Source organism: Agromyces albus, from assembly GCF_030815405.1.
Lineage (GTDB): Bacteria > Actinomycetota > Actinomycetes > Actinomycetales > Microbacteriaceae > Agromyces > Agromyces albus_A.
In genome coordinates this window covers 1,316,112-1,342,778 of sequence record NZ_JAUSWX010000001.1, presented here as the reverse complement: position 1 = coordinate 1,342,778, position 26,667 = coordinate 1,316,112, and the positions used below count along the sequence as shown (strand labels likewise).

Annotated in this window: 24 protein-coding genes; 2 read left to right on the top strand and 22 right to left on the bottom strand. The window is 70.0% G+C overall.

The annotated features are described in order from the left end of the window. Positions 1-31 precede the first annotated feature (31 nt). The 10 genes from pheT to infC all read right to left on the bottom strand — a co-directional run bounded on the left by pheT (position 32) and on the right by infC (position 9,201). Complete coding sequence (gene pheT, locus QFZ29_RS06235) at positions 32-2,557, bottom strand: phenylalanine--tRNA ligase subunit beta (RefSeq protein WP_306893338.1); 2,526 nt, start codon at positions 2,555-2,557, stop codon at positions 32-34. Between the two features lie 3 nt (positions 2,558-2,560). Continuing rightward, positions 2,561-3,601: a phenylalanine--tRNA ligase subunit alpha gene (gene pheS / locus QFZ29_RS06230; RefSeq protein WP_306893337.1), complete on the bottom strand. Its 1,041-nt coding sequence runs from the start codon at positions 3,599-3,601 to the stop codon at positions 2,561-2,563. Between the two features lie 37 nt (positions 3,602-3,638). Then, complete coding sequence (locus QFZ29_RS06225; RefSeq protein WP_306893336.1) at positions 3,639-4,553, bottom strand: amino acid ABC transporter permease; 915 nt, start codon at positions 4,551-4,553, stop codon at positions 3,639-3,641. Then, positions 4,550-5,197 carry an amino acid ABC transporter permease gene (locus tag QFZ29_RS06220; protein WP_306893335.1) on the bottom strand — a complete coding sequence of 216 codons (648 nt, stop codon included), beginning with the start codon at positions 5,195-5,197 and terminating at the stop codon, positions 4,550-4,552. The genes QFZ29_RS06225 and QFZ29_RS06220 overlap by 4 nt, the downstream gene beginning before the upstream one ends. A gap of 69 nt (positions 5,198-5,266) precedes the next feature. Further along, complete coding sequence (locus tag QFZ29_RS06215; RefSeq protein WP_306893334.1) at positions 5,267-6,133, bottom strand: glutamate ABC transporter substrate-binding protein; 867 nt, start codon at positions 6,131-6,133, stop codon at positions 5,267-5,269. A 54-nt stretch (positions 6,134-6,187) separates the two neighbouring features. Continuing rightward, positions 6,188-6,976, bottom strand: a complete 789-nt coding sequence (locus tag QFZ29_RS06210) for an amino acid ABC transporter ATP-binding protein (protein ID WP_129522279.1) — start codon at positions 6,974-6,976, stop codon at positions 6,188-6,190. 53 nt (positions 6,977-7,029) lie between these two features. Further along, entirely contained in the window at positions 7,030-7,845 is an 816-nt protein-coding gene (locus QFZ29_RS06205; protein ID WP_306893333.1) for a TrmH family RNA methyltransferase, read from the bottom strand. Between the two features lie 74 nt (positions 7,846-7,919). After that, positions 7,920-8,306 (bottom strand): 50S ribosomal protein L20, encoded by a 387-nt coding sequence (gene rplT, locus QFZ29_RS06200; protein ID WP_129522281.1) that lies wholly within the window; start codon positions 8,304-8,306, stop codon positions 7,920-7,922. Positions 8,307-8,334: 28 nt separating this feature from the next. Further along, positions 8,335-8,529: a 50S ribosomal protein L35 gene (gene rpmI / locus QFZ29_RS06195; RefSeq protein WP_129522282.1), complete on the bottom strand. Its 195-nt coding sequence runs from the start codon at positions 8,527-8,529 to the stop codon at positions 8,335-8,337. 54 nt (positions 8,530-8,583) lie between these two features. Then, positions 8,584-9,201 (bottom strand): translation initiation factor IF-3, encoded by a 618-nt coding sequence (gene infC / locus QFZ29_RS06190; RefSeq protein WP_129522283.1) that lies wholly within the window; start codon positions 9,199-9,201, stop codon positions 8,584-8,586. Between the two features lie 261 nt (positions 9,202-9,462). Between infC and QFZ29_RS06185 the strand changes: the two genes are divergently transcribed. After that, positions 9,463-9,813: a DUF1844 domain-containing protein gene (locus QFZ29_RS06185; RefSeq protein ID WP_241843249.1), complete on the top strand. Its 351-nt coding sequence runs from the start codon at positions 9,463-9,465 to the stop codon at positions 9,811-9,813. A gap of 60 nt (positions 9,814-9,873) precedes the next feature. On the opposite strand, the gene QFZ29_RS06180 is transcribed toward QFZ29_RS06185, so the two are convergent. The 9 genes from QFZ29_RS06180 to QFZ29_RS06140 form a co-directional block, all read right to left on the bottom strand. Further along, on the bottom strand, positions 9,874-10,650 hold the full coding sequence (locus QFZ29_RS06180) for a DNA-formamidopyrimidine glycosylase family protein (RefSeq protein WP_306893332.1): 777 nt from the start codon (positions 10,648-10,650) through the stop codon (positions 9,874-9,876). Then, entirely contained in the window at positions 10,637-15,193 is a 4,557-nt protein-coding gene (locus QFZ29_RS06175) for an ATP-dependent helicase (protein ID WP_306893331.1), read from the bottom strand. The genes QFZ29_RS06180 and QFZ29_RS06175 overlap by 14 nt, the downstream gene beginning before the upstream one ends. Positions 15,194-15,241: 48 nt before the next feature. Next, positions 15,242-16,651: a pyridoxal phosphate-dependent decarboxylase family protein gene (locus QFZ29_RS06170; RefSeq protein ID WP_306893330.1), complete on the bottom strand. Its 1,410-nt coding sequence runs from the start codon at positions 16,649-16,651 to the stop codon at positions 15,242-15,244. Between the two features lie 135 nt (positions 16,652-16,786). Then, positions 16,787-17,665 carry an SseB family protein gene (locus QFZ29_RS06165; RefSeq protein WP_306893329.1) on the bottom strand — a complete coding sequence of 293 codons (879 nt, stop codon included), beginning with the start codon at positions 17,663-17,665 and terminating at the stop codon, positions 16,787-16,789. Next, positions 17,649-18,395, bottom strand: coding sequence for a bifunctional 1-(5-phosphoribosyl)-5-((5-phosphoribosylamino)methylideneamino)imidazole-4-carboxamide isomerase/phosphoribosylanthranilate isomerase PriA (gene priA, locus QFZ29_RS06160; RefSeq protein ID WP_306893328.1), 747 nt, complete (start codon positions 18,393-18,395; stop codon positions 17,649-17,651). The genes QFZ29_RS06165 and priA overlap by 17 nt, the downstream gene beginning before the upstream one ends. A 100-nt stretch (positions 18,396-18,495) precedes the next feature. Continuing rightward, positions 18,496-19,134: an imidazole glycerol phosphate synthase subunit HisH gene (gene hisH / locus QFZ29_RS06155; protein ID WP_306893327.1), complete on the bottom strand. Its 639-nt coding sequence runs from the start codon at positions 19,132-19,134 to the stop codon at positions 18,496-18,498. Next, complete coding sequence (gene hisB / locus QFZ29_RS06150) at positions 19,131-19,745, bottom strand: imidazoleglycerol-phosphate dehydratase HisB (protein WP_306893325.1); 615 nt, start codon at positions 19,743-19,745, stop codon at positions 19,131-19,133. Before hisB ends, hisH begins: the two co-directional genes overlap by 4 nt. After that, the gene (locus QFZ29_RS06145; protein ID WP_306893324.1) at positions 19,742-20,842 is read right to left on the bottom strand and encodes a histidinol-phosphate transaminase; all 1,101 of its coding nucleotides are present in this window, start codon (positions 20,840-20,842) and stop codon (positions 19,742-19,744) included. The genes hisB and QFZ29_RS06145 overlap by 4 nt, the downstream gene beginning before the upstream one ends. Before the next feature lie 61 nt (positions 20,843-20,903). Further along, positions 20,904-21,293, bottom strand: a complete 390-nt coding sequence (locus QFZ29_RS06140; RefSeq protein WP_306893323.1) for a LysM peptidoglycan-binding domain-containing protein — start codon at positions 21,291-21,293, stop codon at positions 20,904-20,906. A gap of 257 nt (positions 21,294-21,550) precedes the next feature. On the opposite strand from QFZ29_RS06140, the gene lexA reads away from it, so the two are divergent. Further along, a complete protein-coding gene (lexA, locus tag QFZ29_RS06135) occupies positions 21,551-22,240 on the top strand; it encodes a transcriptional repressor LexA (RefSeq protein WP_373426185.1) in 690 nt (229 codons plus the stop codon). A gap of 28 nt (positions 22,241-22,268) precedes the next feature. Here the strand turns inward: lexA and QFZ29_RS06130 are convergent, their stop codons facing one another. The 3 genes from QFZ29_RS06130 to QFZ29_RS06120 all read right to left on the bottom strand — a co-directional run bounded on the left by QFZ29_RS06130 (position 22,269) and on the right by QFZ29_RS06120 (position 26,530). After that, complete coding sequence (locus QFZ29_RS06130) at positions 22,269-23,033, bottom strand: alpha/beta fold hydrolase (protein ID WP_306893322.1); 765 nt, start codon at positions 23,031-23,033, stop codon at positions 22,269-22,271. Between the two features lie 162 nt (positions 23,034-23,195). Further along, positions 23,196-25,541: a 5-methyltetrahydropteroyltriglutamate--homocysteine S-methyltransferase gene (gene metE, locus QFZ29_RS06125; protein ID WP_306893321.1), complete on the bottom strand. Its 2,346-nt coding sequence runs from the start codon at positions 25,539-25,541 to the stop codon at positions 23,196-23,198. Further along, positions 25,538-26,530 (bottom strand): methylenetetrahydrofolate reductase, encoded by a 993-nt coding sequence (locus QFZ29_RS06120; protein WP_306893320.1) that lies wholly within the window; start codon positions 26,528-26,530, stop codon positions 25,538-25,540. The genes metE and QFZ29_RS06120 overlap by 4 nt, the downstream gene beginning before the upstream one ends. Positions 26,531-26,667: the final 137 nt, after the last annotated feature.

The window sequence follows — 26,667 nt, the reverse complement described above, 5'->3', positions numbered from 1 at the left end:
AGCGTCGGCTGCTTCGACGTGGCTGCCGGCGCTACTCCCGGACCGCCGCGCCCGTGCGCTCGGCGGCGAGGGCGGCACCCGCGAGCTTCGCATCGCTCGCTTGCGCCGCCGTCAGCGTGCGATCGAGCGCGCGGAAGCGCAACGCGAAGGTGAGGCTCTTCGAGCCTTCGGGGACACCCGATCCGCGGTAGTCGTCGACGAGCCGCAGGTCTTCGAGCAGCTCACCGGCGCCCTCGCGCACGGCTTCGGCCACGGCCGCAGCCGGCACCTCGAGTCCGACGACGAGTGACAGGTCTTGCGTCGCCGCCGGGAAGGTCCCGATCTGGCTGGCTTCGAGGCCGGGCTCCGTGAGTTCGATGACCGCGTCGAGGTCGAGTTCGACGATCGCCACCACGCGAGGCAGGTCGGCCTCTTCGGCAAGCGCGGGCAGCAGCTCCCCCGCGTAGCCGACGTTGTGGCCTGCGACGCGCAACTCGGCGGTGCGGCCCGGGTGCAGCGCCTGGTGCGACCCCTGCATGACCTCGATCTCGGCGCCGGTCGCGAGCGCGATCTGGCGCACGGCGTCGAGTGCGTCGACGATGCCCGCGGGAATGGCCGGCTGGCCGGGCTGCTTGGCCACGGCGTCGCCGAGGAGGAGCACGCCGACGTGGCGCGGCTGCGCCGGGATGCCGGCCTGCAGGGCGTCGAGCTCATCGTCGCTCGGCTTCGCGTTGCCGACGGGCAGCTCGGCGGTGCCGTACTTCCGGTCGGGCTCGGGCAGGAAGACGAGCCCGAGCTCGAACAGCGAGAGGTCGGTGAGTCCGCGCGAGAGGTTGCGTCGGGCCGCGCCGATGAGTCCGGGCAGCAGCGAGCGGCGCATGAAGGGTGCTCCTGCGTCGAGCGCGTTCGCGAGGCGCACGGATGCCACGGGGCCACCGTCGGCGCTGCCGTACGTGGCGTTCTCGTGCTCGGTCGCGAACGGGAAGGCGAGCACCTCGGTGGAGCCGGCCGAGGCGAGCGTGTCGGCGACCCGGCGGCGCAAGCGCTGCGAACGCGTGAGCCCACGGCCGGGGGGTGCGACGGGAAGCACCGACGGAATGCGGTGATACCCGGCGAGCCGCGCCACTTCCTCGGCGAGCTCGGCCTTGCCGGTGAGGTCGGGTCGCCACGACGGAGGCACGACCTCGAAGCCGTCGTCGGTCGCCGTGATGATGCCGCCGACCTCGGCGAGTGCGTCGTGCACCTCCTGGTCGGTGTACTCCACTCCGATGAGCTCGGAGACGAAGCCGCTCGGCAGCGTGATCGCCTCGCGCGCGGCGATCTCGCTGAAGATCGAACCGCCACCGTCGGCGGTGCCGTCGGCGAGGTCGACCATGAGCTGGGCGACCCGCGACACCGCGGCCGGCGGAATCTCGGGATCGACACCGCGCTCGTACCGCTTCGCGGCCTCGCTCGGAAGCTTGTGCCGCCGCGCGGTGCGGGCGATCGAGACGGGATCCCAGTTCGCCGCCTCGATGAGCACGTTGTGCGTCGACTCGCCCATCTCCGTCTCGCCGCCGCCCATGACACCGCCGAGGCCGATCGGGCCGCGGTCGTCGGTGACGACGAGATCCTCGACGTGGAGCGTGCGCTCCTTGCCGTCGAGCGTCGTGAGCTTCTCTCCTGGCAGCGCACGACGGACGCGGATTCCGCCGCGCAGCGCGTCGAGGTCGTACCCGTGGATCGGCTGGCCGAATTCGAGCATCACGTAGTTCGTGATGTCGACGAGGAGCGAGAGCGAGCGGATGCCGGCGAGCTTCAGCCGCGCGACCATCCATGCCGGCGTCGGGCGTGTGGGGTCGACCCCGCGAACGATGCGCGTCGCGAACACGGCCGAGCCGGCCCTGCCGCGGATCGGCGCGTCGTCGTCGATGACGACCGAGAAGCCGTCGGCAGTGGCATCCGTCGCCGTGACCTGCTCGACGGGGTCGCGGAACCGTGCACCCGTGGCGTGCGCGTACTCGCGCGCGACGCCGCGGATCGAGAACGCGTAGCCGCGGTCGGGCGTGACGTTGATCTCGACGGCGGCGTCGTCGAGCCCGAGCAGCGCGATGGCGTCGGTGCCGACGGGCGCGTCGATGCCGAGCGTCGAGAGGCGGAGGATGCCGTCGTGGTCGTCGCCGAGACCGAGTTCGCGGGCCGAGGCGATCATGCCGTCGGAGACGTGACCATAGGTCTTGCGCGCGGCGATCGGGAACGGGCCGGGCAGCACGGCGCCTGGCAGTGTAACGACGACCTTGTCGCCGGCGAAGAAGTTGCGGGCGCCGCACACGACACCGTGCACCGCGGCGCCGCCGTCGGCAGCCGTCTCGCCCTCGGGCGCCACGCGCACCTGGCACCAGCGGATGGTCTTGCCGTTGGACTGCGGCTCCTCGACGAACTCGAGCACCTCGCCGACGACGATCGGGCCCTGGAGCTCGAACGTGTGCACGTCCTCCTCTTCGAGGCCCACCTTCACGAGGGCGGCATGCACGTCTTCGGGCGTCGTGCCTGGCACGAGTTCGACGTACTCCGCGAGCCAGCTGAGCGGCACTCGCATCTTCTAGACCACCATTCCGAACTGCTGGGAGAAACGGATGTCTCCCTCGACCATTTCGCGCATGTCCTGCACGTCGTTGCGGAGCATCAGGCCGCGTTCGATGCCCATTCCGAAGGCGAACCCGGTGTAGACCTCGGGATCGATGCCGGCGGACTTCAGCACGTTCGGGTGCATCATCCCGCAGCCGCCCCACTCGATCCAGCGCGCGCCGCTCTTGAAGGTCGGGTGCCAGAAGTCGAGCTCGGCAGAGGGCTCGGTGAACGGGAAGAAGCTCGGCCGCAAGCGGATCTTCGCCTCGTCGCCGAAGATCGACTTCACGAAGTGGTCGAGCGTGCCCTTGAGATGCGCCATGGTGAGGCCCTTGTCGACCGCGACGCCCTCGAACTGCATGAACACGGGCAAGTGGGTCGCGTCGAACTCGTCGGTGCGGTACACGCGGCCCGGCGCGAGCACGTAGAGCGGCAGCTCACGTTCGAGCATCGAGCGGATCTGCACGGGGCTCGTGTGGGTGCGCAGCACGAGATGCGCCTCGGGCGGGTCGACGAAGAACGTGTCCTGCATCGCGCGCGCCGGGTGGTCGGCGTCGAAATTCAGCGCGTCGAAGTTGAACCACTCGCTCTCGACCTCGGGGCCGTCGGCGATCTCCCAGCCCATGCCGGTGAAGACGTCGCACACCCGGTCTTGCAGAAGGGAGAGCGGATGCCGCGCGCCGGGCGTGTACCGCGACGGCAGTGCTGTGACATCCACCGTCTCGGCCTCGAGCTGCGCTGCCGCCTCGGCCTCGACGATCTCGGCCTCACGAGCGGCGAACGCCTGGTTCACTCGCCCGCGCGCGCCGCCCACGAGCTTGCCGAGCGCGGCCTTCTGGTCGTTCGGCACATTGCGGAGCTGGGCATTCAACTGCGCGAGGGTCGACTTCTCCCCCGCGTGCTCACTGCGGACGGTCTTCAGCGCGGCGGAGTCGCCGGCCGACGCGATCGCCTGGAGGGCGGCATCGACGGCCGATTCGACGGCGTGCTCGGTGATTTCGAGGGGCTCGGACACGAAGAACGAGTCTAGCGGCGCAGGCTGGCGACTCGCGTCAGAACTGGGGCGTCTGCTTGGAGGCTGCCGAGGCCTGGGCGACGAGCATCGCTTGGCCGGGATCGGTCGGATCGAGCCGCTTGCCCGACGACTTGCTCGCAGTGCGCTTCGAGAGCCAGCGCGCGAACCACGACAGCGAAAGGTTCATCGCGAGGTACAGCACGAGCGTGATCACGAACAAGGAGAACAGGTATCGGTTGCCGTAGAAGCTCCCGAGGTTGTTCATATCCACGCGCAGCAACTCGGTGTACCCGACGATGAAGCCGAGCGACGTGTCTTTCAGCAGCACGACGAGTTGCGCGACGATGATCGGCAGCATCTGCCGGAACGCCTGCGGGAACTCGACGAGCATCTTGGACTGCAGTGGGCGCATGCCGAGGCTGAGACCGGCTTCGCGTTGCCCTCTCGGCAGCGCCGCGAGTCCGGCGCGAAGCGCTTCACCGATGAGCGCCCCGTTGTAGAGCGAGAGGGCCGCAACGACGGCCCAGAACGCCCCGGTGTTCAACACCAGCAGGATGAAGAGCATCATGAGCAGCACCGGCATGCCGCGCACGAACTCGAGCACGACGGCGACCGGCACTCGGATCCATGCGGTCTCTGCACTGCGCAGCAGCGACAGGATCACGCCGAGGATGAGCGCGAAGACCGACGCCGTGAGCGCCGCGCTGAGCGTGCCGACGACGCCCTGGAAGATGATGAACGACCACACCTCGGGGTCGGCGAAGATGTTCCATCGAGTCGGATCGAAGAACCCCGGGAGCGTGATGCCGCCACTCTGCCGCGGGGCGGCGAGCGTGAGCGCGATCCAGCCGAGTCCGGCGAGGATCAGTAGCCCGGCGACGATCGAGGAGATCAGCGAGCTGCGACGGGCCTTGGGACCCGGCACATCGAACAGGACACTCGGGCCGCTCATCGCTGCACCACCCACTTGCGCTCGAGTTGCCCGGCGATCACGCCGAGCGGGACGGTGATCAGGAGATACAGCGTCGCGACGCCGAGGAGGATGGCGATGACGGCGTCACCCCTCGCGTTCGCGAGTTCGCGGCCTGCCGCGAACAACTCGAAGACGAAGAAGCCGCCGGCGACCGACGTGTTCTTCGTGAGGGCGATGAAGACGTTGATGAGCGGCGGGATCGTCATGCGGAACGCCTGCGGAAGCACGATCATGCCAACGGTCTGACCGAACCCGAGCCCGACACTGCGCGCCGCTTCAGCCTGGCCGACCGGCACTCCGTTGATGCCCGATCGGAGTGCCTCGGCGACGAACGGCGAGGTGTACACGGAGAGCCCGATCATTGCGGCCACCTGGTACTCGAGCCTGGAGCCGAGATACGGCAGGATGATCGCGCAGAAGAGCAGCACGAGCGTGAGCGGGGTGTTCCGCACCAGTTCGGTGTAGACCGTGGCGAACCCTCGTAGCGACGCAACCGGTGAAATGCGCATCGCGGCGATGATCGTGCCGATCACCAGAGCAGAGAGGCCGCTCACCCCGAGCAGCAGCAAGGTCATGCTGAAGCCGCGCCAGTACGTCGGCAGATTCTCGATGACCGCGTCCACGAGTCTCCGTTTCCTGTCAGATGTGGGTGGGGTGCGGCCCGGGCCGAGCTGGCCCGGGCCGCAGACCGATCAGTAGCGGTCGACTGCCGGCGGCTCGACGTACGGCAGCACCGTGCCCGCCGTGGAGTTCCACGCCTCTTCGTAACGACCGTCTTCGTACGCCTCTTCGAGGACGTCGTTGATCCAGTCACGGAACTCGGTGTCATCCTTGGCGAGGCCGATGCCGTAGGGCTCCTCGGTGAACGGCTCGCCGACGACCTTGAACTCGCCCTCGTTCTGGGCTGCGAGGCCCGCGAGGATGACGTTGTCAGTCGACACGGCGACCACCTGGCCGCTGCGCAGCGGCTCGAGGCAGTTCGTGTAGGTGTCGGTGAGCACGGGCTCCGCGCCGATCTCGGTGAGCTTCGCCGCGGGCGTCGAGCCCGTCACCGAGCACACCGGCTGGCCGACGAGATCTTCTTCGCTCTCGATGTCGTCGTTGTCGGCGAGCACCAGGATCGACTGGCCGGCCATGTAGTACGGGCCGGCGAAGGAGATGACTTCCTTGCGCTTGTCGTTGATGGTGTACGTCGCCACGACGAAGTCGACCTGGCCGTTCTCGATGAACGGCTCGCGGTTCGCCGAGACGGTCTCGACCCACTCGATGCCGTCTTCCTCGATGCCGAGCTCGCTCGCGATGATCTTGGCGATCTCGACATCGAAGCCCTCGGGCACGCCCGACGGGCCCATGAGGCCGAACAGGGGCTGGTCGAACTTGGTGCCGATCGTGACGGTGCCCGCCTCAGCGAGCTCGGCCATGGTCGTGCCGGCCTCGAACGTGGGCGCCGGCTCGGCCGTCGGCTCGTCAGCCGCGTCGTCGCCGCCTCCAGCGCAACCGGCGAGCGCGAGCGCCGACACCGCGGCGGCCGCGACGAGTGCGATTCTCATGCGTTTCATGTCTCTGCCTCTTCTTCCTGTGGGTGTTTCCTCGCCGCTCGTGGCAGCGCAGGTCTAGTGCTCGAGGATCTTCGAGAGGAAGTCCTTCGCGCGGTCCGACTTCGGGTTGTCGAAGAACTCCGCGGGAGTCGCCTCCTCGACGATGCGGCCACCGTCCATGAAGAGCACCCGGTCGGCCGCCTTGCGGGCGAAGCCCATTTCGTGGGTGACGACGATCATGGTCATGCCGTCTTTCGCGAGGCCGACCATGACGTCGAGGACCTCGTTGATCATCTCGGGGTCGAGCGCGCTCGTGGGCTCGTCCATCAGGATGAGCTTCGGGTTCATCGCGAGCGATCGCGCGATCGCGACGCGCTGCTGCTGGCCGCCCGAGAGCTGGGCGGGCATCTTCTTCGCCTGGTTGGCGACACCGACGCGGTCGAGGATCTCCATGCCCCTCGCGTCGGCGTCTTTGCGCGACATCCGCCTCACGCGGATCGGCGCGAGCGTCACGTTCTCGAGCACGGTCTTGTGCGCGAACAGGTTGAACGACTGGAAGACCATGCCGACGTCGGCTCGGAGCTTCGCGAGCGCCGCCCCCTCTTCGGGAAGTCGCTCGCCGTCGATCGTGATCGTGCCCGAATCGATCGTCTCGAGCCGGTTGATCGCTCGGCAGAGCGTGGACTTGCCCGAGCCGCTCGGTCCGATCACGACGACGACTTCACCACGATTCACCACCGTGTTGATGTCGTTCAGCACGTGCAGATCGCCATAGTGCTTGTCGACCTGGTCGACCACGACAAGGGGTTCGCCGCGACGAACGGAGATGTTCGAGGTCGCGGGCGCCGGTTGGGTTGGCTCCATATCCCCAAAACTAGTGGTCCGACAGAGCCCGCGGCCAAGCAACCGGACGGAGGTTACCTATTCGTAACCCGGCTGCGCTGCGCGAAAGCACTCTCATAGAGGCACACGGATGCCGCGGTCGCGAGGTTCATCGACTCGGCATGCCCGTAGATCGGAACCGTGACGACGCGATCGGCGAGCGCGAGCTTGTCGTCGGGCAGCCCGTGGGCCTCATTGCCGAACAGCCAGGCCGTCGGTTCGGCGAGCACACCCTCGTTGCGCGCGGCGAGCAGGTCTTCGCCCTTGACGTCGGCGGCGATCACCACGAGGCCCGCGGCACGGGCTCGCTGCAGCACGTCTTCGAGTTCGGCGCCGACAGCGACCGGGAGGTGGAAGATCGAGCCCGTCGAGGCCCGCACCACCTTCGGGTTGTAGAGGTCGACGGCGCGGCCGGTGAACACCACGGCGTCGGCGCCGGCGGCATCCGCTGCCCTGACGATCGTGCCGGCGTTGCCCGGATCGCGCACCTCTTCGAGGATGGCCACGAGTTTCGGGCTGCTCGCGAACACGTCTTTCACCGCGGTCGGGAACTGGTGGCACACGGCGACGAATCCCTGCGGCGTGACCGTGTCGGCCATCGAGTCGAGCACTTCTTCGGTGACGAACTCGACGTCGACGCCCGCGTCGACCGCCGTCTCGGCGATGTCGGTGTAGCGCTCGAGCGCACTCGGGGTGGCATAGAGCTCCACGACGAGCTGCGGGCGGAACGTGAGCGCCTCGGCGACGGCCTGCGGACCCTCGAGCAGGAAGAGCCCGCTCTCGGCGCGCGCGGTCTTCTTCGCGAGCTTCGCAACGGCCCGCACGCGCGGCGATCTGGGGTTCTCGAGCATGGCACCAGTCTAGGGTCGAGACGCCGAACGGCCCGGCACCACGAGGGGTGCCGGGCCGTTCTGAACAGACGTGCCTATGCGGCGGTCTTCGGGGCCGAGGTGTCGGCCGGGAGCGCCTGCTTGGCGCTCTCGACGAGAGCCGCGAATGTCGCGGGCTCGTTGACGGCGAGCTCAGCGAGGATGCGGCGGTCGACCTCGATGCCCGCAAGGCCGAGACCCTGGATCAGGCGGTTGTACGTGAGGCCGTTCGCGCGCGACGCGGCGTTGATGCGCTGGATCCAGAGGCGTCGGAAGTCGCCCTTCTTCTGGCGACGGTCACGGTACGAGTAGACGAGGGAGTGGGTGACCTGCTCCTTCGCCTTGCGGTACAGACGCGACCGCTGCCCGCGGTAACCTTCGGCGCGCTCGAGAATGACCCTGCGCTTCTTGTGGGCGTTGACCGCCCTCTTCACTCTTGCCATGACTCTGTTTCTTCCTTAATCCGGCGGCTCAGCGGCCGAGAAGCTTCTTGATGACCTTGGCGTCGGGAGCCGACACGACCTTGTCCTGGTTCAGTCGGGCCTTGCGCTTCGAGGCTTTGACCTCGAGGTGGTGGCGCATCCCGGCCTGCTGCTTCTTGATCTTGCCGCTGCCGGTGATCTTGAAGCGCTTCTTGGCCCCGGAATGGGTCTTCTGCTTCGGCATCTCGTCTTTCTCCTTGATTCTGCCGCCACGCGAGTGGCGGACGGGGGTGCTGGCCTAGCCCTCGGCGGGCTCTGCCGTCTGCGGCTCTGCGTCGGCCGGGGCATCCGCCGGTCGCGCCTTCGCCGCAGCACGCTGTGCGTTCGCCTCGGCCTTGGCCTCGGACTTGTTCTTGAGGGGCCCGATCACCATGACCATGTTGCGGCCATCGATCGTGGGGTTGTGCTCGACGGTGCCGTACTCTGCCACGTCTTCTGCGAAGCGCTGCAGGAGGCGCACGCCCATCTCGGGGCGCGACTGCTCGCGGCCTCGGAAGAGGATCATGGCCTTGACCTTGTCGCCGGTCTTCAGGAAGCCGATGGCGCGCTTCATCTTGGTCTCATAATCGTGCTTGTCGATCTTGAGACGGAACCGAACCTCTTTGAGGATCGTGTTCGCCTGGTTGCGCCGGGCCTCTTTCGCCTTCTGCGCAGCCTCGTACTTGTACTTGCCGTAGTCCATGATCTTGGCGACCGGCGGCTTCGAGTTCGGCGCGACCTCGACGAGATCGAGATCGGCCTCCTGCGCGAGCCGCAGGGCCACCTCGATCTTCACGACGCCGACCTGCTCTCCGCCGGGGCCCACGAGGCGGACCTCGGGGACGCGGATACGGTCGTTTGTACGGGGATCGCTGATGCGTATACTCCTCTACTCAAGCTGTTTCGCTCGACGGGAGGCGGATGTCGCCCGTCGACGAGAGCGGAAGATCCACGCAAACCTGCACGGATTCACACCGTGCGGAACTGCGGCACCCTGTCTGCTTCCACGCCTTGCGACGCGGAAGCGGAGTGCAATCGACCCGGTAACCTTGATGAAGCGGTATGCGCGGGTGGGAGAATCTCCACTTTCGTACCGGGGACTGGCCCCGGGCCCGCAGTAGTCTAACAGAGGATGTCCGTGAGCGACAGTTCAGACGAGTCCACCGTCGTGGGGGCCACCCGTGACATCGCCGAGGTCCCCGCGGTCGAGATCATCACGACCGCTGCAGTGCACCTCATGAGCGCCGCCGCGGTCAAGGTGGGCCTCGCCGACGATCCCGGCGAGCAGGTCGATCTCGACGAGGCACGCAAGCTCATCAACGCCCTCGCGGGACTCATCACCGCCGGTTCGCCGGAGATCAGCGACATGCACGCCCGGAGCCTGCGCGACGGCCTGCGCTCGCTGCAGCTCGCGTTCCGCGAGGCATCCGTGATCCCCGACCCGATCGGGCAGGGCCCGGGCGAGAAGTGGACCGGACCGGTCACCTGAGCGCGCCCGTCGGCTGAGCAGGCGCCCTGCTCGACGACTCGAGCGCGCGAGCAGCCTCGCTCAGGTCTGGCAACTGGGGCACCACCAGGTCTCGCGTCGTTCGACGTCGATGCGACCGAGGCGACCGTGCTCGATGCGCGTGCCGCAGCGCCGGCATGCCTCGCCGCCGCGCCCGTAGACCCACAGCCGTGCCCCGCGCCGCAGGTCGCCGGTGGTCGTGCGCTCGAGGCGCTCGCGATTGGCGCGCATGACTCGGCTCGCGAGGTCGACGAGCGGCTCGAGCGGCACCTCGCCTGCCGGCCGCGTCGGCAGGACACCACGGAGGAAGCACAGTTCGTTGACGTAGACGTTGCCGAGTCCGGCGAGGTTGCGCTGGTCGGCGAGCGCGACGGCGATCGGGGTCTCGGGAGCGGCTGCAAGCCGGCGCACTGCTTCGGCGGCATCCCAGTCGTCGCCGAGGAGGTCGGGCCCGAGGTATCCGAGCCGCTCGCCCTCCTCGGCCGCCGGGAACACCTCGAGGAGGCCGAGGTCGAAGCCGACCGCGAGCACTCCCTGCGTCTCGATCACCGCACGTGCGTGCCATGCCGGCCGGCGCCACCGCTCACCCGGGCGATAGACCCACCACTCCCCCTCCATCTTCAGGTGCGAGTGCACGACATGATCGCCGATGCGCATGAGCAGGTGCTTGCCGCGGCTGCCGACCGATCGCACGGGATCACCCGAGAGGTCGACCGTGGCGAACGCGGGCACGCGGAAGTCGGAGCGGGTCACGAGCTGACCCGCGAGCACGTCGTCGAGGAGTCGTGCCGACCGGAACACCGTGTCACCTTCTGGCATCGAAGCGGAGCCCCCTCGGCGTCTCGCGGAATCCGGCCGCGCGCAGCGGCAGGTCGAGAACTGATCCGTAGATGCCGGCACCGTTTACCGTCTCCACCCGGAGGCGCGGCACGCGCGCTCGCGCCAGCGCGTCGGCGAGCGCGGAGGCGCCCGCGACGAGCGTCTCGTCATCGCTCGAGAAGACGAGCGCCGTGCGCCCGCCCCGCTCGAGGTAGAAGACCGCCTCGCCGTCGACCATGGCGACGAAGGCTCCGGCCTTCCGGGCCGGGCGATGGCCGTCGGCGGCGAGCTCGGGCCAGTCGAGGGCTGCGCCGAAGGGATTCGCGGGATCGGTTGCGGCGAGGGCGATCGCTGCGCCACGAGGCGCGCTCCGCAGCCGGTCGACGGCCGCACCGGTCGCGAACTGCGCGCCGCCCTGGCCGTCGATGAAGTAGCCCCGGCGCACGCGACCGGACTCCTCGAAGCCGGAGAGCGTGCGGTACGCGAGCGCGAACCCGCCGACGACCCCCTCGGCCATGACGGAGCCTCGCGTGACGATGCCGTAGCGCTCGAGGAGGGTCTCGCCGAGCGCATGGGCGCGGGGGGTCGCGGCGGAACTGGCGAGCGGCAGCACGGACCACCGCCCGGCGGCGCGCGGCGGGTTGGCTCGCGCCGTCGCGGCCCGGCTGGAGGTCACGCTCGCCGCGAGTGCCCGGCGGGAGAGCGATCCACCCCGAAGCCTGGCCCTCGGCGTGGGCGGAGCGGTCTTGTGCGCGCCGCCCACGGCCAGCAGCCCGCGCACCGGGGCGAAGGTGTCGTTCGTCACCAGGCCGGCCCAGACGAGCCGCCAGAGGGCGTCGACCACCGGTTGCTCGTCGGTGGCGCCGATCGACTCGACGAGCTGGCGGAAGAAGTAGCCGCCCCCGGTGCCGAGCACCGCGAGCAACTCGGTCTCGATGGGATCGAGCGGTGCGGATGCCGGCATGGGCAGGGTGAGCTCCGCCGTCTCGGCGAGGTGCAGGCTCAGCCAGCCGTCGTCGCCCGCGAGGGTGCCGGCGCCCGCCCAGACGACCTCGCCCGAGGCGGTGAGTTCATCGAGCATGTCGGGTCGGTAGTCGGAGACGCGTGCGGGAAGCACGAACGCCTCCCAGGCCGAGGCGGGAATGCGCGCTCCCTCGAGCTGCTCGATCACGGCGGCCACCCCGTCGACGCCGCGGAGTCTGCCGCCCACATGCTGCCACTCGGGGAGGAACCTCGCGTACTCGCGGGGCACGACCGGTTCGATCTCGTTGCGCAGCACCGCGAGCGAGCGGCGCCGCAACCTCCGGAGCACCTCGCTGTCGCACCACTCCGTGCCGCTGCCGCGTGGTGAGAACTCGCCCTCGACGACGCGGCGCTCGGCGGCGAGGCGCCCGAGCGCGGACGCGGCGACGGCGGCACCGATGCCGAACCGCTCGGCCACGGCGTTCGCGGTGAACGGGCCGTGCGTCCGGGCGAACCGGCTCACGAGGTCGCCGAGCGGATCGCGAACGGGCTCGCCGAATACCTCGGGGAGGCCGGGCGGGATCGGCACGCCGAGCGCATCGCGGAGCCGGCTCAGGTCTTCGACGGCCGCGAACCACGGGCTGCCCGCGAAGCGCACGACGGCCACGCGCCGGGCGTCGACGAGCGCGTGGAGCGCCGCCGCGGCATCCGTCTCGCCGTCGACGCGCTCGGCGACCTCCTCGGCTGTGAGCGGACCGACGTCGCGGAGGAGATCGACGACGCCCTCGTCGCCGCGGGCGGCGCGCTCGGGGGCGAGGCGCTGCAGCATCCGCTCGATCTCGTCGACGACCTCGGGATCGAGCAGCTCGCGAAGCTCGATCGTGCCGAGCAGGTCGGCGAGGAGTGCGGGATCGAGCGAGAGCGCGGCAGCTCGACGCTCGGCGAGCGGCGCATCGCCCTCGTACATGAACGCGCCGACGTATCCGAAGAGGAGGCTCGAGGCGAATGGGCTCGCCACCTCGGTGGTGACCTCCACGAAACGGATCTCGCGAGCGGTGATGCGCTCGGCCAACCGAGTGAGCGCCGGCAGGTCGTAGACGTCTTGAAGGCACTCTCGCACGGCCTCGAGCACGATCGGGAAGTCTGGGAAGTCGCGAGCGACCTCGAGGAGCTGCGAGGCACGCTGGCGCTGCTGCCAGAGCGGCGAACGCTTGCCGGGGTTCACGCGCGGCAGGAGCAGTGCCCTCGCCGCACACTCGCGGAACCGTGATGCGAAGAGCGCTGACCCGCCGACGTGGAGCGTGACGAGCTCGGCGAGCTCGGCCGCCTCGAAGGCGAACAGCTCGGCGCCGGGCGGCTCGTCGGCGGTGTCGGGCATGCGCAGCACGATGCCGTCGTCGCTCGCCACCGCGTTCGCGTCGACGCCGAACCGCTCCTGCACTCGAGCGCCCGCGGCGAGCGCCCACGGTGCGTGCACCCGCATGCCGTATGGCGAGTGCAGCACGATGCGCCAGTCGCCGAGCTCGTCGCGGAAGCGCTCGACCACGAGGTTCGTCGCGTCGGGCACGATGCGCGTGGCCCCGCGCTGGTCGTCGATGAACGCGAGCAGGTTCTGGGCGGCGCGCTCGTCGAGGCCCGCGGCACGAGACCTCGCCACGCCGGCCTCGGTGGGTGAGTTCGCGAGGTCGGCGATGAATCCCCCGATCGCCTCGCCGAGCTCGGCCGGCCGGCCGATTCCGTCGCCCTTCCAGAAGGGGAGGCGGCCGGGCTCACCGAACGCGGGCGACACGAGCACGCGGTCGTGCGTGATCTCCTGGATGCGCCAGCTCGTGGCCCCGAGCGCGAAGACGTCGCCGACTCGCGATTCGTACACCATCTCCTCGTCGAGTTCGCCGACGCGTCGCCCGGGCCCGGCTTCGCCGACCATGAAGACGCCGAAGAGACCGCGATCGGGGATGGTGCCGCCGCTCGTGACGGCGAGGCGCTGTGCGCCGCGACGGCCCACGAATGTGCCGGCATCGCGATCCCACACGATTCGGGGGCGCAGCTCGCCGAAGCGGTCGGACGGGTAGCGCCCGGCGAGCAGATCGAGGGTGGCATCGAACGCCGATCGCGGCAGCGTGGCGAACGGCGCTGCGCGACGCACGACGTCGAACCACTCCTCGACGTCCCACTCGTCGACCGCCGAGGCGGCGATCGTCTGCTGCGCGAGCACATCGAGGGGGTTCGTCGGCACGCGCATCGCCTCGATCGAACCGGCGGCCATGCGTTCGACGACGACCGCCGAATGCAACAGGTCGGCCCGGTGCTTCGGGAAGATCACGCCCTTCGAGATCTGGCCCACCTGATGCCCCGCGCGCCCGATGCGCTGCAGGCCGCTCGCGACCGACGGCGGCGACTCCACTTGCATGACGAGGTCGACGGCGCCCATGTCGATGCCGAGCTCGAGGCTCGACGTGGCGACGACGCACCGCAACCGCCCGGACTTCAGGTCTTCCTCGACGAGGGCCCGCTCCTCTTTGCTCACCGAGCCGTGATGTGAGCGGGCGAGCACGGGCGCGGCGCCGCCGGTGATGCCCGACGCGCCCACTGCTTCTGCCGGCGCACGCGTGGGGGCTTCCGAGGCATCCGCCGGAACCAAGACCGGGGCGTCGACCTCTGAGAGGGCCGCGCCGACCGGCACCGGGATGCGCTCGGCCCACAGTTCGTTGAGCCGCGCCGTCAGGCGCTCGGCGAGGCGCCGTGAGTTCGCGAACACGATGGTGGAGCGGTGCGCGAGCACCTCGTCGAGGATGGCCGCCTCGACGTGCGGCCAGACCGAGCCCGAGCCCGACTCACCGGCGAGATCGGACAGGTCGTCGACCGGCACCGTGACGCTCAGATCGAACCGCTTGCCGCTCGGCGGGGCGACGATCGACACCGGGCGTGCGCCGGCGAGGAAGCGAGCGACCTCCTCGTGGGGCCTGACCGTGGCCGAGAGCCCGATGCGCTGCACCGGTCGCGCCGCGAGTGCGTCGAGGCGTTCGAGTGAGAGCGCGAGGTGCGCGCCGCGCTTCGAACCCGCCAATGCGTGGATCTCATCGACGATGACGGTGTCGACCCCCGCGAGCGTCTCGCGGGCAGAGGACGTGAGCATGAGATACAGCGACTCGGGAGTCGTGATGAGGATCTCGGGCGGATGCTTCACGAGCGTGCGCCGCTCGGCGGGCGGGGTGTCGCCCGAGCGCACCCCCACCGTCACCTCGGGCACGGACAAGCCGTGCGTCATCGCGGTGCGGGCGATGCCCACGATGGGCGCGCGGAGGTTGCGCTCGACGTCGACGCCGAGCGCCTTGAGCGGCGAGATGTACAGCACCCGAGTGCCCGCGGCCGCCGCCTCTGCGCCACCCGCGATCATGCGGTCGATGGCCCAGAGGAACGCCGCGAGCGTCTTGCCCGAACCCGTAGGTGCCACCACGAGCGCGTGATCGCCCTTCGCGATCGCCTGCCACGCGCCGTGCTGCACCGAAGTGGGCGCGGCGAACGACTCCGTGAACCACGCCCGCGTCGCGGGCGAGAACGAGTCGAGCGCCTCAGGCATGACTCCATTCAACCTGATGCCGCCGACTCCGCCGCCTGCGCCGGCATCTCAGGCTTCTGCCACCGCGCGCCGGACGGCGCCGACCGTGCGAGCGACGTGCTCGGCATCCGTCGCCCAATTGCTCACCGAGAAGCGCACGACAGTGCGCCCTTGCCACTGCGAGGTGAGGGCGAGCACTTCGCCGTCGGCCCAGAGCCGATCACTGAGCGCCGCCGTCGCGGCGTCGCTGGGCAGCGCGATGCAGACCTGCGTGAAGACGACCTCGTTCAGCACCTCGATGCCCGGCAGCTCGGCCACGCCGTCGGCGATGCCGCGCGCCGCCGCGACGAGACCGTCGACGAGGCCGGCGACGCCGTCACGACCGAGCGCTCGCAAGACGGCCCACGTGGGGATGCCGCGCGCCCTCCGGGAGAGCTCCGGCACCTTCTCGTGCGGATCGGCTCCACCCTCGATCGTCTGCAGGTAGCTCGCGTGCATGCTGAACGCGCGATGCATGGCGTCGGGACGGGCGACGATCGCGATGCCGCAGTCGTAGGTCACACTCAGCGTCTTGTGCGAGTCGGTCGCCCACGAATCCGCCCGTTCGTACCCGGCGACGAGATGTCGCAGCGACGGAGTCGCCCCGGCCCACAAGCCGAACGCGCCGTCGATGTGCACCCAGGCGCCGACCTCGTGTGCCGCGTCGATCGCCGAGGAGAAGTCGTCGAACGCGCCCGAGTGGATGTTGCCCGCCTGCAGCACGACGATCGTCGGTCCACCGCCGGCTGCGAGCGTCTCCCGCAGTGCCCCCACCTCGATGCGTCCCTGCTCGTCGGCCGGCACGGCGATGGGTGAGCCGAGTCCGAGATAGCGGGCGGCGAGGTCGACGGTGCCGTGGCGCTCCTCCCCCACGATGAAGCGCACGCGCGGCCCGCCGGCGAGGCCGTCGCGTTCGACGTCCCACCCCGCCTCACGCAGCACCTGATCGCGAGCGGCCGCGAGGCAGGTGAAGTTGCCCATGGTCGCGCCGGTCGTGAACCCGACCTCGCTGTGCGATGGCAAGCCGAGCAGGTCGACGATCCATTCGCCGGCGAGCTCTTCCGCGGCGACCACCCCCGGGGTGTTGAAGCGAAGGCCGGCGTTCTGGTCCCACGCCCCCGCGAGCCAGTCTGCGGCGAGTGCCACGGGTTGGGTGCCGCCCATCACCCACCCGAAGAAGCGCGGTGAGCCGATCGCCATGAGTCCCGGCTCGGCGTTCACGGCGAGACGCGAGATCACCGAGACGGGATCCTCACCGCCGTCGGGCAATGCGCGGCCGAGGGCGTCTTTCAGGTCTTCGATCGTGGCGCTCGCAGGGATCTTCCGCTCGAAGACCGACGACAGCCACGCCCGCGCGTGGTCGTTCGCTGCGTCGAGCACCGCGTCGTATCGGCCATCGCCGGCTGCCGCAGCCTTCGTCTCCCTCGTCTGAAAGCTCATGGCGGACCTGGATTCTGCGCTCCGACGCGCGCTTCCTATCGTGCTCCCAGGTGCGCGCCGGGTCAATGCCCACGGTTCGGGCCGCGGATGCTGCACGTGGTCGAACGGAGCCGGAAACCCAGCGAACGCGGCCGGTCAGTCGCCGGCGCCGGTGAGGCGGACCGTGAGCGAATCGACGAGGGTCGCGATCGCGTCATCCGCCGCCCAGCGCGCCGCGAGCCGTTGCAGGACCGCGTCGAGCTCCTGCCGGGTGAGGCCGGCGACGAGCGTGAGCCGCACCACCAGTTCGGGGCCACGGAGCCGGGCCGTAGGGTCGCCCGGTGAGAGCGAGACGCCGAGCACCGCGAGTTCGGTGCCGATGGACCGTTCGAATGCGGCGTGCACGTCGGGCGACTCGAACGGAGGACGCCACGGCAGCGATTGCGCAACCGACCAGACCGCTGGCCGGCGCAGTGCGAACTCCGTCTCGGAGCCGGGGTCGAGGACGATGAGGTCGGTGCCGTCGTCGGCGGCCGCGAGCGCGACCCGAACGCCGTCGGCGGGAACGGGCCGCGCAGCTGGATTCCAGCGCGACATCGCCGCGACTGAGGAGAACACCGGCAGCACCTTGCGGCCGTCGGGACCCTCGACCGTCACGATCGAGAGCTCCTGGCTCTTGTCGACGGCGAGCCCGTGCGCGCCGACCTCCGCGCCACCGTCGCCGAGCTCGGCGAGGAGCGGGATCAGCAGGCGCGACCGGCCGAAGACGTCGACGACCGCTGCCTGGCCGGCCTCGCCGGCGTGGAACCTGCGAAGGGCGTCGGCGAGCTCGGCCGGTGCGCTGCCGTCGTCCGCGGCATGCGGGTTCGAGTCGAACGACCGCCCGGCCCAGGGCACGCCCGCCGAGTCGGCGGCGGCATCCGTCGGGCCGTCAGTTGGCTCGGGGTCGGGCCCAGTCCTGGGCTCAGCGTCATGCACGGGCTCCGGCACGGGCACGGGCTCCGGCGCGCGCTCGCGCTCAGTGCGAGGCGACATCCAGCGCCTCGGGCAGCGTGAACGCGCCGGCGTAGAGCGCCTTTCCGATGATCGCGCCCTCGAGTCCGAGCGGCACGAGTTCTCGGAGCGCGACGATGTCGTCGAGGCTCGAGACACCGCCGGATGCGACCACGGGGTGGTGCGTGCGATCCATGACCTGCCGGAGCAGCTCGAGGTTCGGCCCCTGCAGGGTGCCGTCTTTCGTGACGTCGGTGACGACGTAGCGCGCCGCGCCGGCCTCCTCGAGGCGTTCCATGACCTGCCAGAGGTCGCCGCCGTCCTGCGTCCAGCCGCGAGCCGCGAGTGTCGTACCGCGCACGTCGAGGCCCACGGCGATCGCGTCGCCGTACTGGGCGATCACCGATGCCGCCCACTCGGGATTCTCGAGCGCCGCCGTGCCGAGGTTGATGCGCTTCGCACCGATGGCGAGGGCGTGCTCGAGCGACGCGTCGTCGCGGATGCCTCCCGAGAGCTCGACGTTGACGCCGCGCACCTGCCGGATGACCTTCTTCAGGATTCCCGCGTTGCTCCCGCGGCCGAACGCCGCGTCGAGGTCGACGAGGTGGATCCACTCGGCGCCCTGCTCGGCCCAGTCGACTGCCGCGTCGACCGGGTCGCCGTAGTTCGTCTCGGTGCCGGCTTCACCCTTGGTGAGGCGCACGGCCTTGCCGCCCGCGACGTCGACTGCAGGTAGCAGCACGAGGGCCGGGGTCTTGTTGAACTCGCTCATTCACTGTCCTCGATTCCGAGCCGCGGTGCGCGGCGATCGGCACAGTCACAGCATCCTAGTCCGATTGGATCGGAGCGGCGCGAACTGCGCCGTATGTGCCTCAGCCGAGCGTGCCGAGCCAGTTGCCGAGCAACCGGATGCCGGCATCCGACGACTTCTCGGGATGGAACTGCGTCGCCGACAGCGGGCCGTTCTCGACGGCCGCGAGGAAGCGCCCGCCGTGCTCCGACCAGGTCAGCCTCGGCTGCGGGAACGGCGGCTGGACATCGAGCAGCCACTCCTGCGCGGCGAACGAATGCACGAAGTAGAACCGCTCATCCTCGAGGCCCGCGAAGAGCGCGGATCCCTCGTCGGGCTCGACGGTGTTCCAGCCCATGTGCGGGAGCACGGGCGCCGGCAACTCGGTGACGATGCCCGGCCACTCGCCGAGTCCCTCGGTGTCGACGCCGCGCTCGACACCGCGCTCGAAGAGCACCTGCATGCCGACGCAGATCCCGAGCACCGGCCGCCCTCCGGCGAGGCGACGGTCGATGATCTCGTCACCGCGCACCTCTCGCAAGGCGTTCATCACGGCGCTGAACGCACCGACGCCCGGCACGACGAGTCCGTCGGCATCGAGCGCAGCTGATCGATCGGCCGTGAGCTCGACGTCGGCTCCGGCGCGCTCGAGCGCCTTCGCGGCGGAGTGGACGTTGCCCGACCCGTAGTCGAGCACCACGACGCGTGGGGTTCGGCTCACAGTGCACCCTTCGTCGAGGGGATGCCGGCGACGAGCGGATCATGCGCCTTCGCCTGCCGGAACGCACGCGCGAACGCCTTGAACTCGGCTTCGGCGATGTGGTGGGGATCGCGGCCGCCCAGCACCGTCACGTGCACCGTGAGCGCGGCGTTGAACGCGATGGCCTCGAACACGTGGCGCACCATCGACCCGGTGAAGTGCCCGCCGATGAGGTGGAACTCGAAGCCCGCGGGCTCGCCCGTGTGCACGAGGTACGGTCGACCCGAGATGTCGACGACGGCTTGCGCGAGCGCCTCGTCGAGCGGCACGAGCGCGTCGCCGTAGCGCGAGATGCCGCGCTTGTCGCCGAGCGCCTGCCGAATGGCCTGGCCGAGCACGATGCCGACGTCTTCGACGGTGTGGTGCACGTCGATCTCGATGTCGCCCCGGGCACGCAGCGTGAGGTCGGTGAGCGAGTGCTTCGCGAAGGCGGTGAGCAGGTGGTCGAAGAACGGCACGCTCGTCTCGATGTCGCTCACCCCGGTGCCGTCGAGGTCGATCGAGAGATCGATGCTCGATTCGCTGGTCTCGCGTTGCACACGGGCGGTGCGCGGTGCGCTCGCAGGGGTCATACGGCAATCCTATTCGGGCGTTCGGGCGCGAACAGCGCGATCGCCTCGAGGAACGCGCTCGTCTCGGCCTCGGTGCCGGCGGTCACACGCAAGTGCCCCGGGATGCCGATCTCCCGGATCAGGATGCCGCGCTCGAGCAGCGCCTCGAACACGGCGTGCGGCTCGTCGACGCCGCCGAAGAGCACGAAGTTCGAACCGCTGCGGTACGGGTGGAACCCGAGGCGGGAGAGCTCGGCGGAGATGCGCTCGCGCTGGCCGCGGATCTCGTCGACCATCGCGAGCATCTCGCCCGAGTGCGCGAGTGCGCCGAGGGCGGCCGCCTGAGTGAGCGCGGAGAGGTGGTACGGCAAGCGCACGAGCCGGAGCGCGTCGATCGCGGCGGGGTCGCCGGCGAGGTAGCCGACGCGGGCTCCGGCGAACGCGAATGCCTTGCTCATGGTCCGGGAGACGAGCAGGCGCGGTCGCCCGTCGAGCAGCGTGAGAGCGCTCGGAGTGCCGGGCTCCGCGAACTCGAAGTACGCCTCGTCGACGACGACGACGCCTCGCGCCGCGTCGGCGACGGCGCGGATCGTGTCGAGCGCGAGGGGCGTGCCCGTCGGGTTGTTCGGAGCGCAGAGGAGCACGACGTCGGGATCGTGCTCCTGCACGGCCCTGACCGCCGTCTCGGTGCTCACCTCGAACTCGTCGTCGCGCGGTGCCGTGATCCAGCCGGTGCCGGTGCCGGAAGCGAGGAGCCCGTACATCGAATAGGTGGGGGCGAAGCCGAGTGCCACACGGCCGGGCCCGCCGTAGGCCTGGAGGATGTGCTGCAGGACCTCGTTCGATCCGTTCGCCGCCCAGATCTGCGCTGCTTCGAGCCCGTGACCGAGGTACTCGGCCAACGATCGTCGGAGTTCGGTGAACTCCCGATCGGGATACCGGTTCAAGTGCAGGATCGCCGCAGCGACGCGGGCGATGATGTCGTGAGCGACATCTTCAGGGATCGGATGCGTGTTCTCGTTCACGTTGAGCGCGACCGGCACGATCTTCTGCGGAGCGCCGTACGGCGACTTGCCGCGAAGGTCGTCACGGATGGGGAGCTCGTCGAGACTCGTCACCGTCCCATGCTAGCCACGCGGTACCGGCTATCTTCACCGCCCAGCCTTCATCGCGCAGCGGTCAGGGCACGACGGGGAGGGCGAGGCGCTGGCCCGGCTCGACGACCGCGCCGTTGAGCCCGTTGAGCCTGATGATCTCGTCGATGACGACACGAGGGTCGCCATTGGGAGCGATCGACTCGGCGATGGCCCACAAGGAGTCGCCCTGGTCGATCGTGACGTACTCGAACATCGCTCCGGTTGCGTCGACCTCTGCGGCTGCACCACCGGCGCCGAGCACCGTCACCAACGCCCACACGACGACGGGAACGGCAGCCAGGGTCGTGAACACGATGCGCCCACGGCGGGTGAGCCGAAGGCGGGCGTGCGATTGCCCGCCGGCAGGCGACGCGGCGCTCTGTCGCGGCATCGCCGCCGTGCTGAATCCGGTCGTCACGATCGTTGCACTCATCTCACACCTCCTGTGGGAGACGCATCCGACCCTCGGCCGGGAGGGCCGGATGCGAATCTCTGTTCCGAATATATCTTCGAATGTCGGATGCCGCAAGCACCCACGCGTGAGAAAGATCGCCCGCGAATACCGCGACACACTCGAACGAATGTTTGCCGCACCCGCGTAAGGCGGATACAGTTTCGAATGTTCGACCTCAGTCGATCAGAGACCACCGACATCCGGTCGCCGTGCGGCCGCAACGAGGGGCGGAGACGTTGAGCACCGACATCGACGAAGCGCGCGATTCCGGACGGGCGCGCCGCCGCAAGAGCCTGAGCGCGAAGCAAGTCGCCATCCTCGAGATGATCCAGCGGTCGGTGTCGAGCCGCGGCTATCCGCCGAGCATGCGCGAGATCGGCGACGCCGTCGGCCTCTCCTCGCTCTCGAGCGTCACCCACCAGCTCAACCAGCTCGAGCTCGCCGGCTACCTGCGCCGCGATCCCAATCGTCCGCGCGCCCTCGAGGTGCTCATCGAGGTGCCCGACTCCGAGTCGCGCGCGCCGTCCGAGTTCGAGCCGACGCCCGTCGGGGATGCCGCCATGGTGCCGCTCGTCGGCCGCATCGCGGCCGGCGTGCCGATCATGGCCGAACAGCAGATCGACGAGATCTTCCCGCTCCCCCGCCAACTCGTCGGCAAGGGCGAGCTCTTCATCCTCAAGGTCGTGGGCGACTCGATGATCGACGCGGCCATCTGCGACGGCGACTGGGTGGTGGTGCGTTCGCAACGCACCGCCGAGAACGGCGAGATCGTCGCGGCGATGCTCGACGGCGAGGCCACGGTGAAGGTCTTCCGCCAGCGCGACGGCCACACGTGGCTGCTCCCCCGCAACAGCGCGTTCGAGCCGATCGTCGGAGACCACGCCGAGGTGCTCGGCAAGATCGTCGCCGTGCTCCGCGCGGTCTGAGCTGCATCGAGCACCAGGGCCGTGAGCGCTACGCCCGCGAGCGCACCGCAGCGACGTCGGAAACGGTGAGGGGCGCGATGCCCCGCAGCCAGGTCACGACTGCCTCCATGAACCCGCCGTGGTCGTCGCGGAAGACCGTGTGGCCGGTGCCTCGCAACGTCTTCACGGTCATGCCCTGATGCCGCAACTGCGAGGCGACCCTCGCGGTGATGAGCAGGCTCTTCTCCGCGAGCACGACGAGCGTGGGCGCGACGAGTCGAACGGGCGGCACGAGTGGCCGGGTGTCCGCGAACCCGAGCACGGTGCGCTTGTCCCAGTCGCGCAGCGTCGCGAGCTCGATGTCCACGTCGACCGCGCTCCACTTCGGGTTCATCCGCACGAGCGCCGAGCGCGGCGGCCTCGGTGCGATCGCGAAGGCGAGCTTGTAGGCGACGCCGCGGATGCCACGCGGGAACGAGAACGCCGGGTCGACGTAGATGGCGGCGCGCGGCGCCAGCTCATCGGCGACGAGACTCGCGACGAGCGCGCCGAGGGAGTGTCCCATGACGAGATCGGGCGGCCCCTCGAGCAGTGGCGCGAGCGTCTCGACGACGTCGTCCGCCCACGCCGCCGGCGAATAGCGGCGTGCCCTCGGGCTTCGGCCGTGCCCGGCGAGATCGACCGCGAGAACTCGGAAGTCGTGCGACTCGAGTTCGGCCGTGACGCGGTGCCACGCTCGCGAGTCCGACATGATGCCGTGGATGAGGACCGCAGTCCGGGCGCCGCCACCTGATTCCCGAACCGCCAGTTGCATGGGCCGACGATAGGCGGCGCTCCTGTGCGACCGCCCGACGGCACATGGGGAACCGCCGAGTACGACACGGGTCGGGGCAGGGCGCGGAACAAGCAGGCGGAACAAGTTGGCAGGGCGGATGCCGGTCCCGCGGCACCCGCCCTGCCTACCTGCGCTGCAGTGCTACTCGACGAGCGCCGGAGCCTCCAGGCGCGCCCGAACGGCGCGAGTCGCTTCGAGGATGTGCTCGAGCGACGCGACCGTCTCGGCGTAGCCGCGGGTCTTCAGGCCGCAGTCGGGGTTCACCCAGAGTCGCGACGCCGGGATCTCGGCGACCGCCCGCTCGAGGAGCGCCTGCACCTCGGCGGCACTCGGCACTCGCGGCGAGTGGATGTCGTAGACGCCCGGGCCGATGCCGTGGTCGAACCCGCTCGTCGCGAGGTCGTCGACCACCTCCATGCGGCTACGGGCGGCTTCGATGCTCGTGACATCCGCGTCGAGGTTGCGAATCGCATCGATCACGACGCCGAACTCCGAGTAGCAGAGGTGCGTGTGCACCTGGGTCGCGGATGCCGCGCCGCCGGTTGCGAGCCGGAACGAGCCCACCGACCAGTCGAGGTAGGCCGGCTGGTCACGACGCTTCAGCGGCAGCAGTTCGCGGAGCGCGGGCTCGTCGACCTGGATGACGCGGATGCCCGCGCCCTCGAGGTCGGCGATCTCGTCGCGGAGCGCGAGTGCGACCTGCCTCGCGGTGTCGCCGAGAGGCTGGTCGTCGCGCACGAAGGACCACGCGAGGATCGTGACCGGACCGGTGAGCATGCCCTTCACGGGCTTCTCGGTGAGCGACTGCGCAAAGGTCGACCACTCGACCGTCATGGGCGCAGGCCGCGACACGTCACCCCAGAGGATCGACGGACGCGTGCACCGCGAGCCGTACGACTGCACCCAGCCGTGCTTCGTGACGGCGAAGCCATCGAGCAGCTCGGCGAAGTACTGCACCATGTCGTTGCGCTCGGGTTCGCCGTGCACGAGCACGTCGAGCCCGATCTCCTCCTGCAGGCGCACGACGCGTTCGATCTCCTCGCGCATGAGCGTGCGGTACTGGTCGTCGGAGAGCGAGCCGTTCAGGAGTCCGGCGCGCGCGCGACGGATGTCGGTCGTCTGCGGGAACGAGCCGATCGTCGTGGTCGGCAGCTCGGGAAGCGCGAGCGCTTCCTGGGCGGCGACGCGCTCGGCGTATGCGGCACGGGAGAAGTCCCCGTCGGCGAGGGCCGCGAGACGTTCGCGCACGGTCGGCACGCGAACGCCCGGTGCCGCGCTGCGATCGGCGAGTGCCGCGGATGCCGCTGCGAGCTCCTCCTCGATCGCCGCGCGACCCTCGGTGAGCCCGCGCGCGAGCACGGCGAGCTGCGCCACCTTCTGGTCGGCGAACGCGAGCCAGCTGACCAGACGCGCATCGAGCTCGGTCTCGTCGTCGACATCGTGCGGCACGTGCAGGAGCGAGGTCGAGCTCGAGACGGCGACGGCACCGGAGAGGGCGCGCAGCGCCTCGGCACGTTCGAATGCCGCGGCGAGGTCGCCCCGCCAGATGTTGTGGCCGTCGACGACGCCCGCGACGAGCGTCTTCGCGGCGAGCGACTCGCTCGTCGCCGGGTCGAGCTGCTCAGGCAGCGAGCCGCGCACGAGGTCGAACCCGATCGCCTCGACCGGCGTCGCCGCGAGGGCGGGCAGCGCGTCATCGAGGGCGCCATAGGGCGCGGCCACGAAGATCGCGGGACGAGGTCCGGCAGCGCCGAGCGCGTCGTAGGCCGCACCGATCGCATCGATCACGCGATCGCGCGGCTCGTCGATGCTCTCGCTCACGAGCGCCGGCTCGTCGAGCTGCACCCACTCGGCCCCCGCCTCGGCGAGTTCCTCGAGGAGCTCGGCGTACACCGGCACGAGGTCGGCGAGCCGGTCGATCGGCCGGAAGCCCTCGGGCGCGCCGTCGGCGGGCTTTGCGAGGAGGAGGAACGTCACGGGTCCGACGACGACGGGGCGCGTGAGGAACCCGGCCGCTCGCGCCTCGGCGAACTCGCCGAGGATGCGCTCGGCGTGCAGGGCGAAGTCGGTGTCGGGGCCGACCTCGGGCACGAGGTAGTGGTAGTTCGAGTCGAACCACTTCGTCATCTCGAGCGGCGCATCGTCGCCCACGCCACGGGCGATCGTGAAGTAGGTGGCGAGATCGACGCTGCCGTCGTCGGCCAGCAGGTGGCGGAACCGCTCGGGAACCGCGCCGACCGCGACCGCGGCGTCGAGCACCTGGTCGTAGTAGGAGAACGACTCGGGGATCGACGAGTCGTCACGGCCGAGTCCGAGTTCGGCGAGGCGCTCGCGAGTGGCCGCCCGGAGTTCGAACGAGCGCTGCTCGAGCTCGTCGGCGTCGATCGAGCCGGCCCAGAAGGCCTCGACGGCGCGCTTGAGCTCGCGGCGCCGCCCGATTCGCGGATATCCGAGGATGGTTCCCGTGGGGAAGGCGTATGCAGTCATCGTTGCGTGGTGTTCCTCTCGTTGACGAGCTGGTCGGGATTTCTGAGATCGAGTCGGTTGAGCACTTCGAGCACGACCTCGTGACGGTTGTAGGTGTAGAGGTGAAGTCCGGGTGCGCCACCCTCGAGCACTGCGGCGGCGAGCCGGGCGGCGAAGGTGATGCCGAGTTCGGCCTGCGCCGCGGCATCCGGCTCGATCTCGAGGTCGATGGCGAGTTCGGCCGGCGGCTCGACTCCAGTGAGCTCGGTGAGTCGTGCGAGCCGGGCCGGCGTGGTGACGGGCATGATGCCCGGGACGATCGGAATCGTGACGCCGCCTGCGCGAGCGCGGTCGACGAACGTGAGGTAGTCGTCGGCGCGCCAGAAGAGCTGGGTGATCGCGAGGGTCGCCCCCGAGATCTCCTTCGCAAGCAGGATGTCGACGTCGTGGGCGATCCCCCGGGATCGCGGATGCCCCGTCGGGAAGGCCGCGACCGCGACCCGCTCGGGGCGGGCGCGCTCCCGGATTCGAGAGGCGCCCGGCATGCCGGGCATGCCGACCTGAGCGAAGGGCTCACGCTCCTCCTGGACGCGGTGGATGAGTTGCACGAGCTCGGCAGCGCTCGCGAGATCGCCGATTCCGGCGTCGGGGTCGGCGCCGACCGGCGGATCGCCGCGCAGGGCGAGGAAGCTCGTGACCCCCGCGTCGAGGAACTCGCGCACGAGTCGGTTGGCCTCGGAATGCGACGAACCGACGCACGTGAGGTGCGCCATCGGCTCGACGTTCGTGTGAGCGAGCATGTAGCGGAGCACCGTGAGCGAGCGGTCGCGCGAGGTACCTCCCGCGCCGAACGTCACGGAGATGAAGGCGGGATCAGCCTCGGCGAGGCGGTCGATCGTGCGGCCGAGCGCCAGCGCCGCAGCATCCGTTCGGGGTGGGAACAGCTCGAACGAGATCGGCGGTCGAGGCCGACAGTCCGCGCCCTCGGGGGCGGATCCGGTCTCTGCCATGGTGCTCCTGCGTGGCATGCTGCGACGGGCGGAGGCACGGCATGCCGCGTCCCCCGGCCGAAACGGCGGGTGGGTCTCGCGGGCGGGTGCCGGGCTCGGCGGTCGCTCCAGGCGAGACGGCATCCGGCCGCTCGCCA

Excerpts from the sequence above, each read along its gene's own strand:
- pheT (WP_306893338.1), bottom strand. The coding sequence starts at position 2,557 with ATGCGAGTGCCGCTCAGCTGGCTCGCGGAGTACGTCGAACTCGTGCCA.
- QFZ29_RS06225 (WP_306893336.1), bottom strand. The coding sequence starts at position 4,553 with ATGAGCGGCCCGAGTGTCCTGTTCGATGTGCCGGGTCCCAAGGCCCGT.
- QFZ29_RS06215 (WP_306893334.1), bottom strand. The coding sequence starts at position 6,133 with ATGAAACGCATGAGAATCGCACTCGTCGCGGCCGCCGCGGTGTCGGCG.
- QFZ29_RS06210 (WP_129522279.1), bottom strand. The coding sequence starts at position 6,976 with ATGGAGCCAACCCAACCGGCGCCCGCGACCTCGAACATCTCCGTTCGT.
- QFZ29_RS06205 (WP_306893333.1), bottom strand. The coding sequence starts at position 7,845 with ATGCTCGAGAACCCCAGATCGCCGCGCGTGCGGGCCGTTGCGAAGCTC.
- rplT (WP_129522281.1), bottom strand. The coding sequence starts at position 8,306 with ATGGCAAGAGTGAAGAGGGCGGTCAACGCCCACAAGAAGCGCAGGGTC.
- rpmI (WP_129522282.1), bottom strand. The coding sequence starts at position 8,529 with ATGCCGAAGCAGAAGACCCATTCCGGGGCCAAGAAGCGCTTCAAGATC.
- QFZ29_RS06180 (WP_306893332.1), bottom strand. The coding sequence starts at position 10,650 with ATGCCAGAAGGTGACACGGTGTTCCGGTCGGCACGACTCCTCGACGAC.
- QFZ29_RS06175 (WP_306893331.1), bottom strand. The coding sequence starts at position 15,193 with ATGCCTGAGGCGCTCGACTCGTTCTCGCCCGCGACGCGGGCGTGGTTC.
- QFZ29_RS06170 (WP_306893330.1), bottom strand. The coding sequence starts at position 16,651 with ATGAGCTTTCAGACGAGGGAGACGAAGGCTGCGGCAGCCGGCGATGGC.
- QFZ29_RS06165 (WP_306893329.1), bottom strand. The coding sequence starts at position 17,665 with ATGTCGCCTCGCACTGAGCGCGAGCGCGCGCCGGAGCCCGTGCCCGTG.
- priA (WP_306893328.1), bottom strand. The coding sequence starts at position 18,395 with ATGAGCGAGTTCAACAAGACCCCGGCCCTCGTGCTGCTACCTGCAGTC.
- hisB (WP_306893325.1), bottom strand. The coding sequence starts at position 19,745 with ATGACCCCTGCGAGCGCACCGCGCACCGCCCGTGTGCAACGCGAGACC.
- QFZ29_RS06140 (WP_306893323.1), bottom strand. The coding sequence starts at position 21,293 with ATGAGTGCAACGATCGTGACGACCGGATTCAGCACGGCGGCGATGCCG.
- QFZ29_RS06130 (WP_306893322.1), bottom strand. The coding sequence starts at position 23,033 with ATGCAACTGGCGGTTCGGGAATCAGGTGGCGGCGCCCGGACTGCGGTC.
- metE (WP_306893321.1), bottom strand. The coding sequence starts at position 25,541 with ATGACTGCATACGCCTTCCCCACGGGAACCATCCTCGGATATCCGCGA.
- QFZ29_RS06120 (WP_306893320.1), bottom strand. The coding sequence starts at position 26,530 with ATGGCAGAGACCGGATCCGCCCCCGAGGGCGCGGACTGTCGGCCTCGA.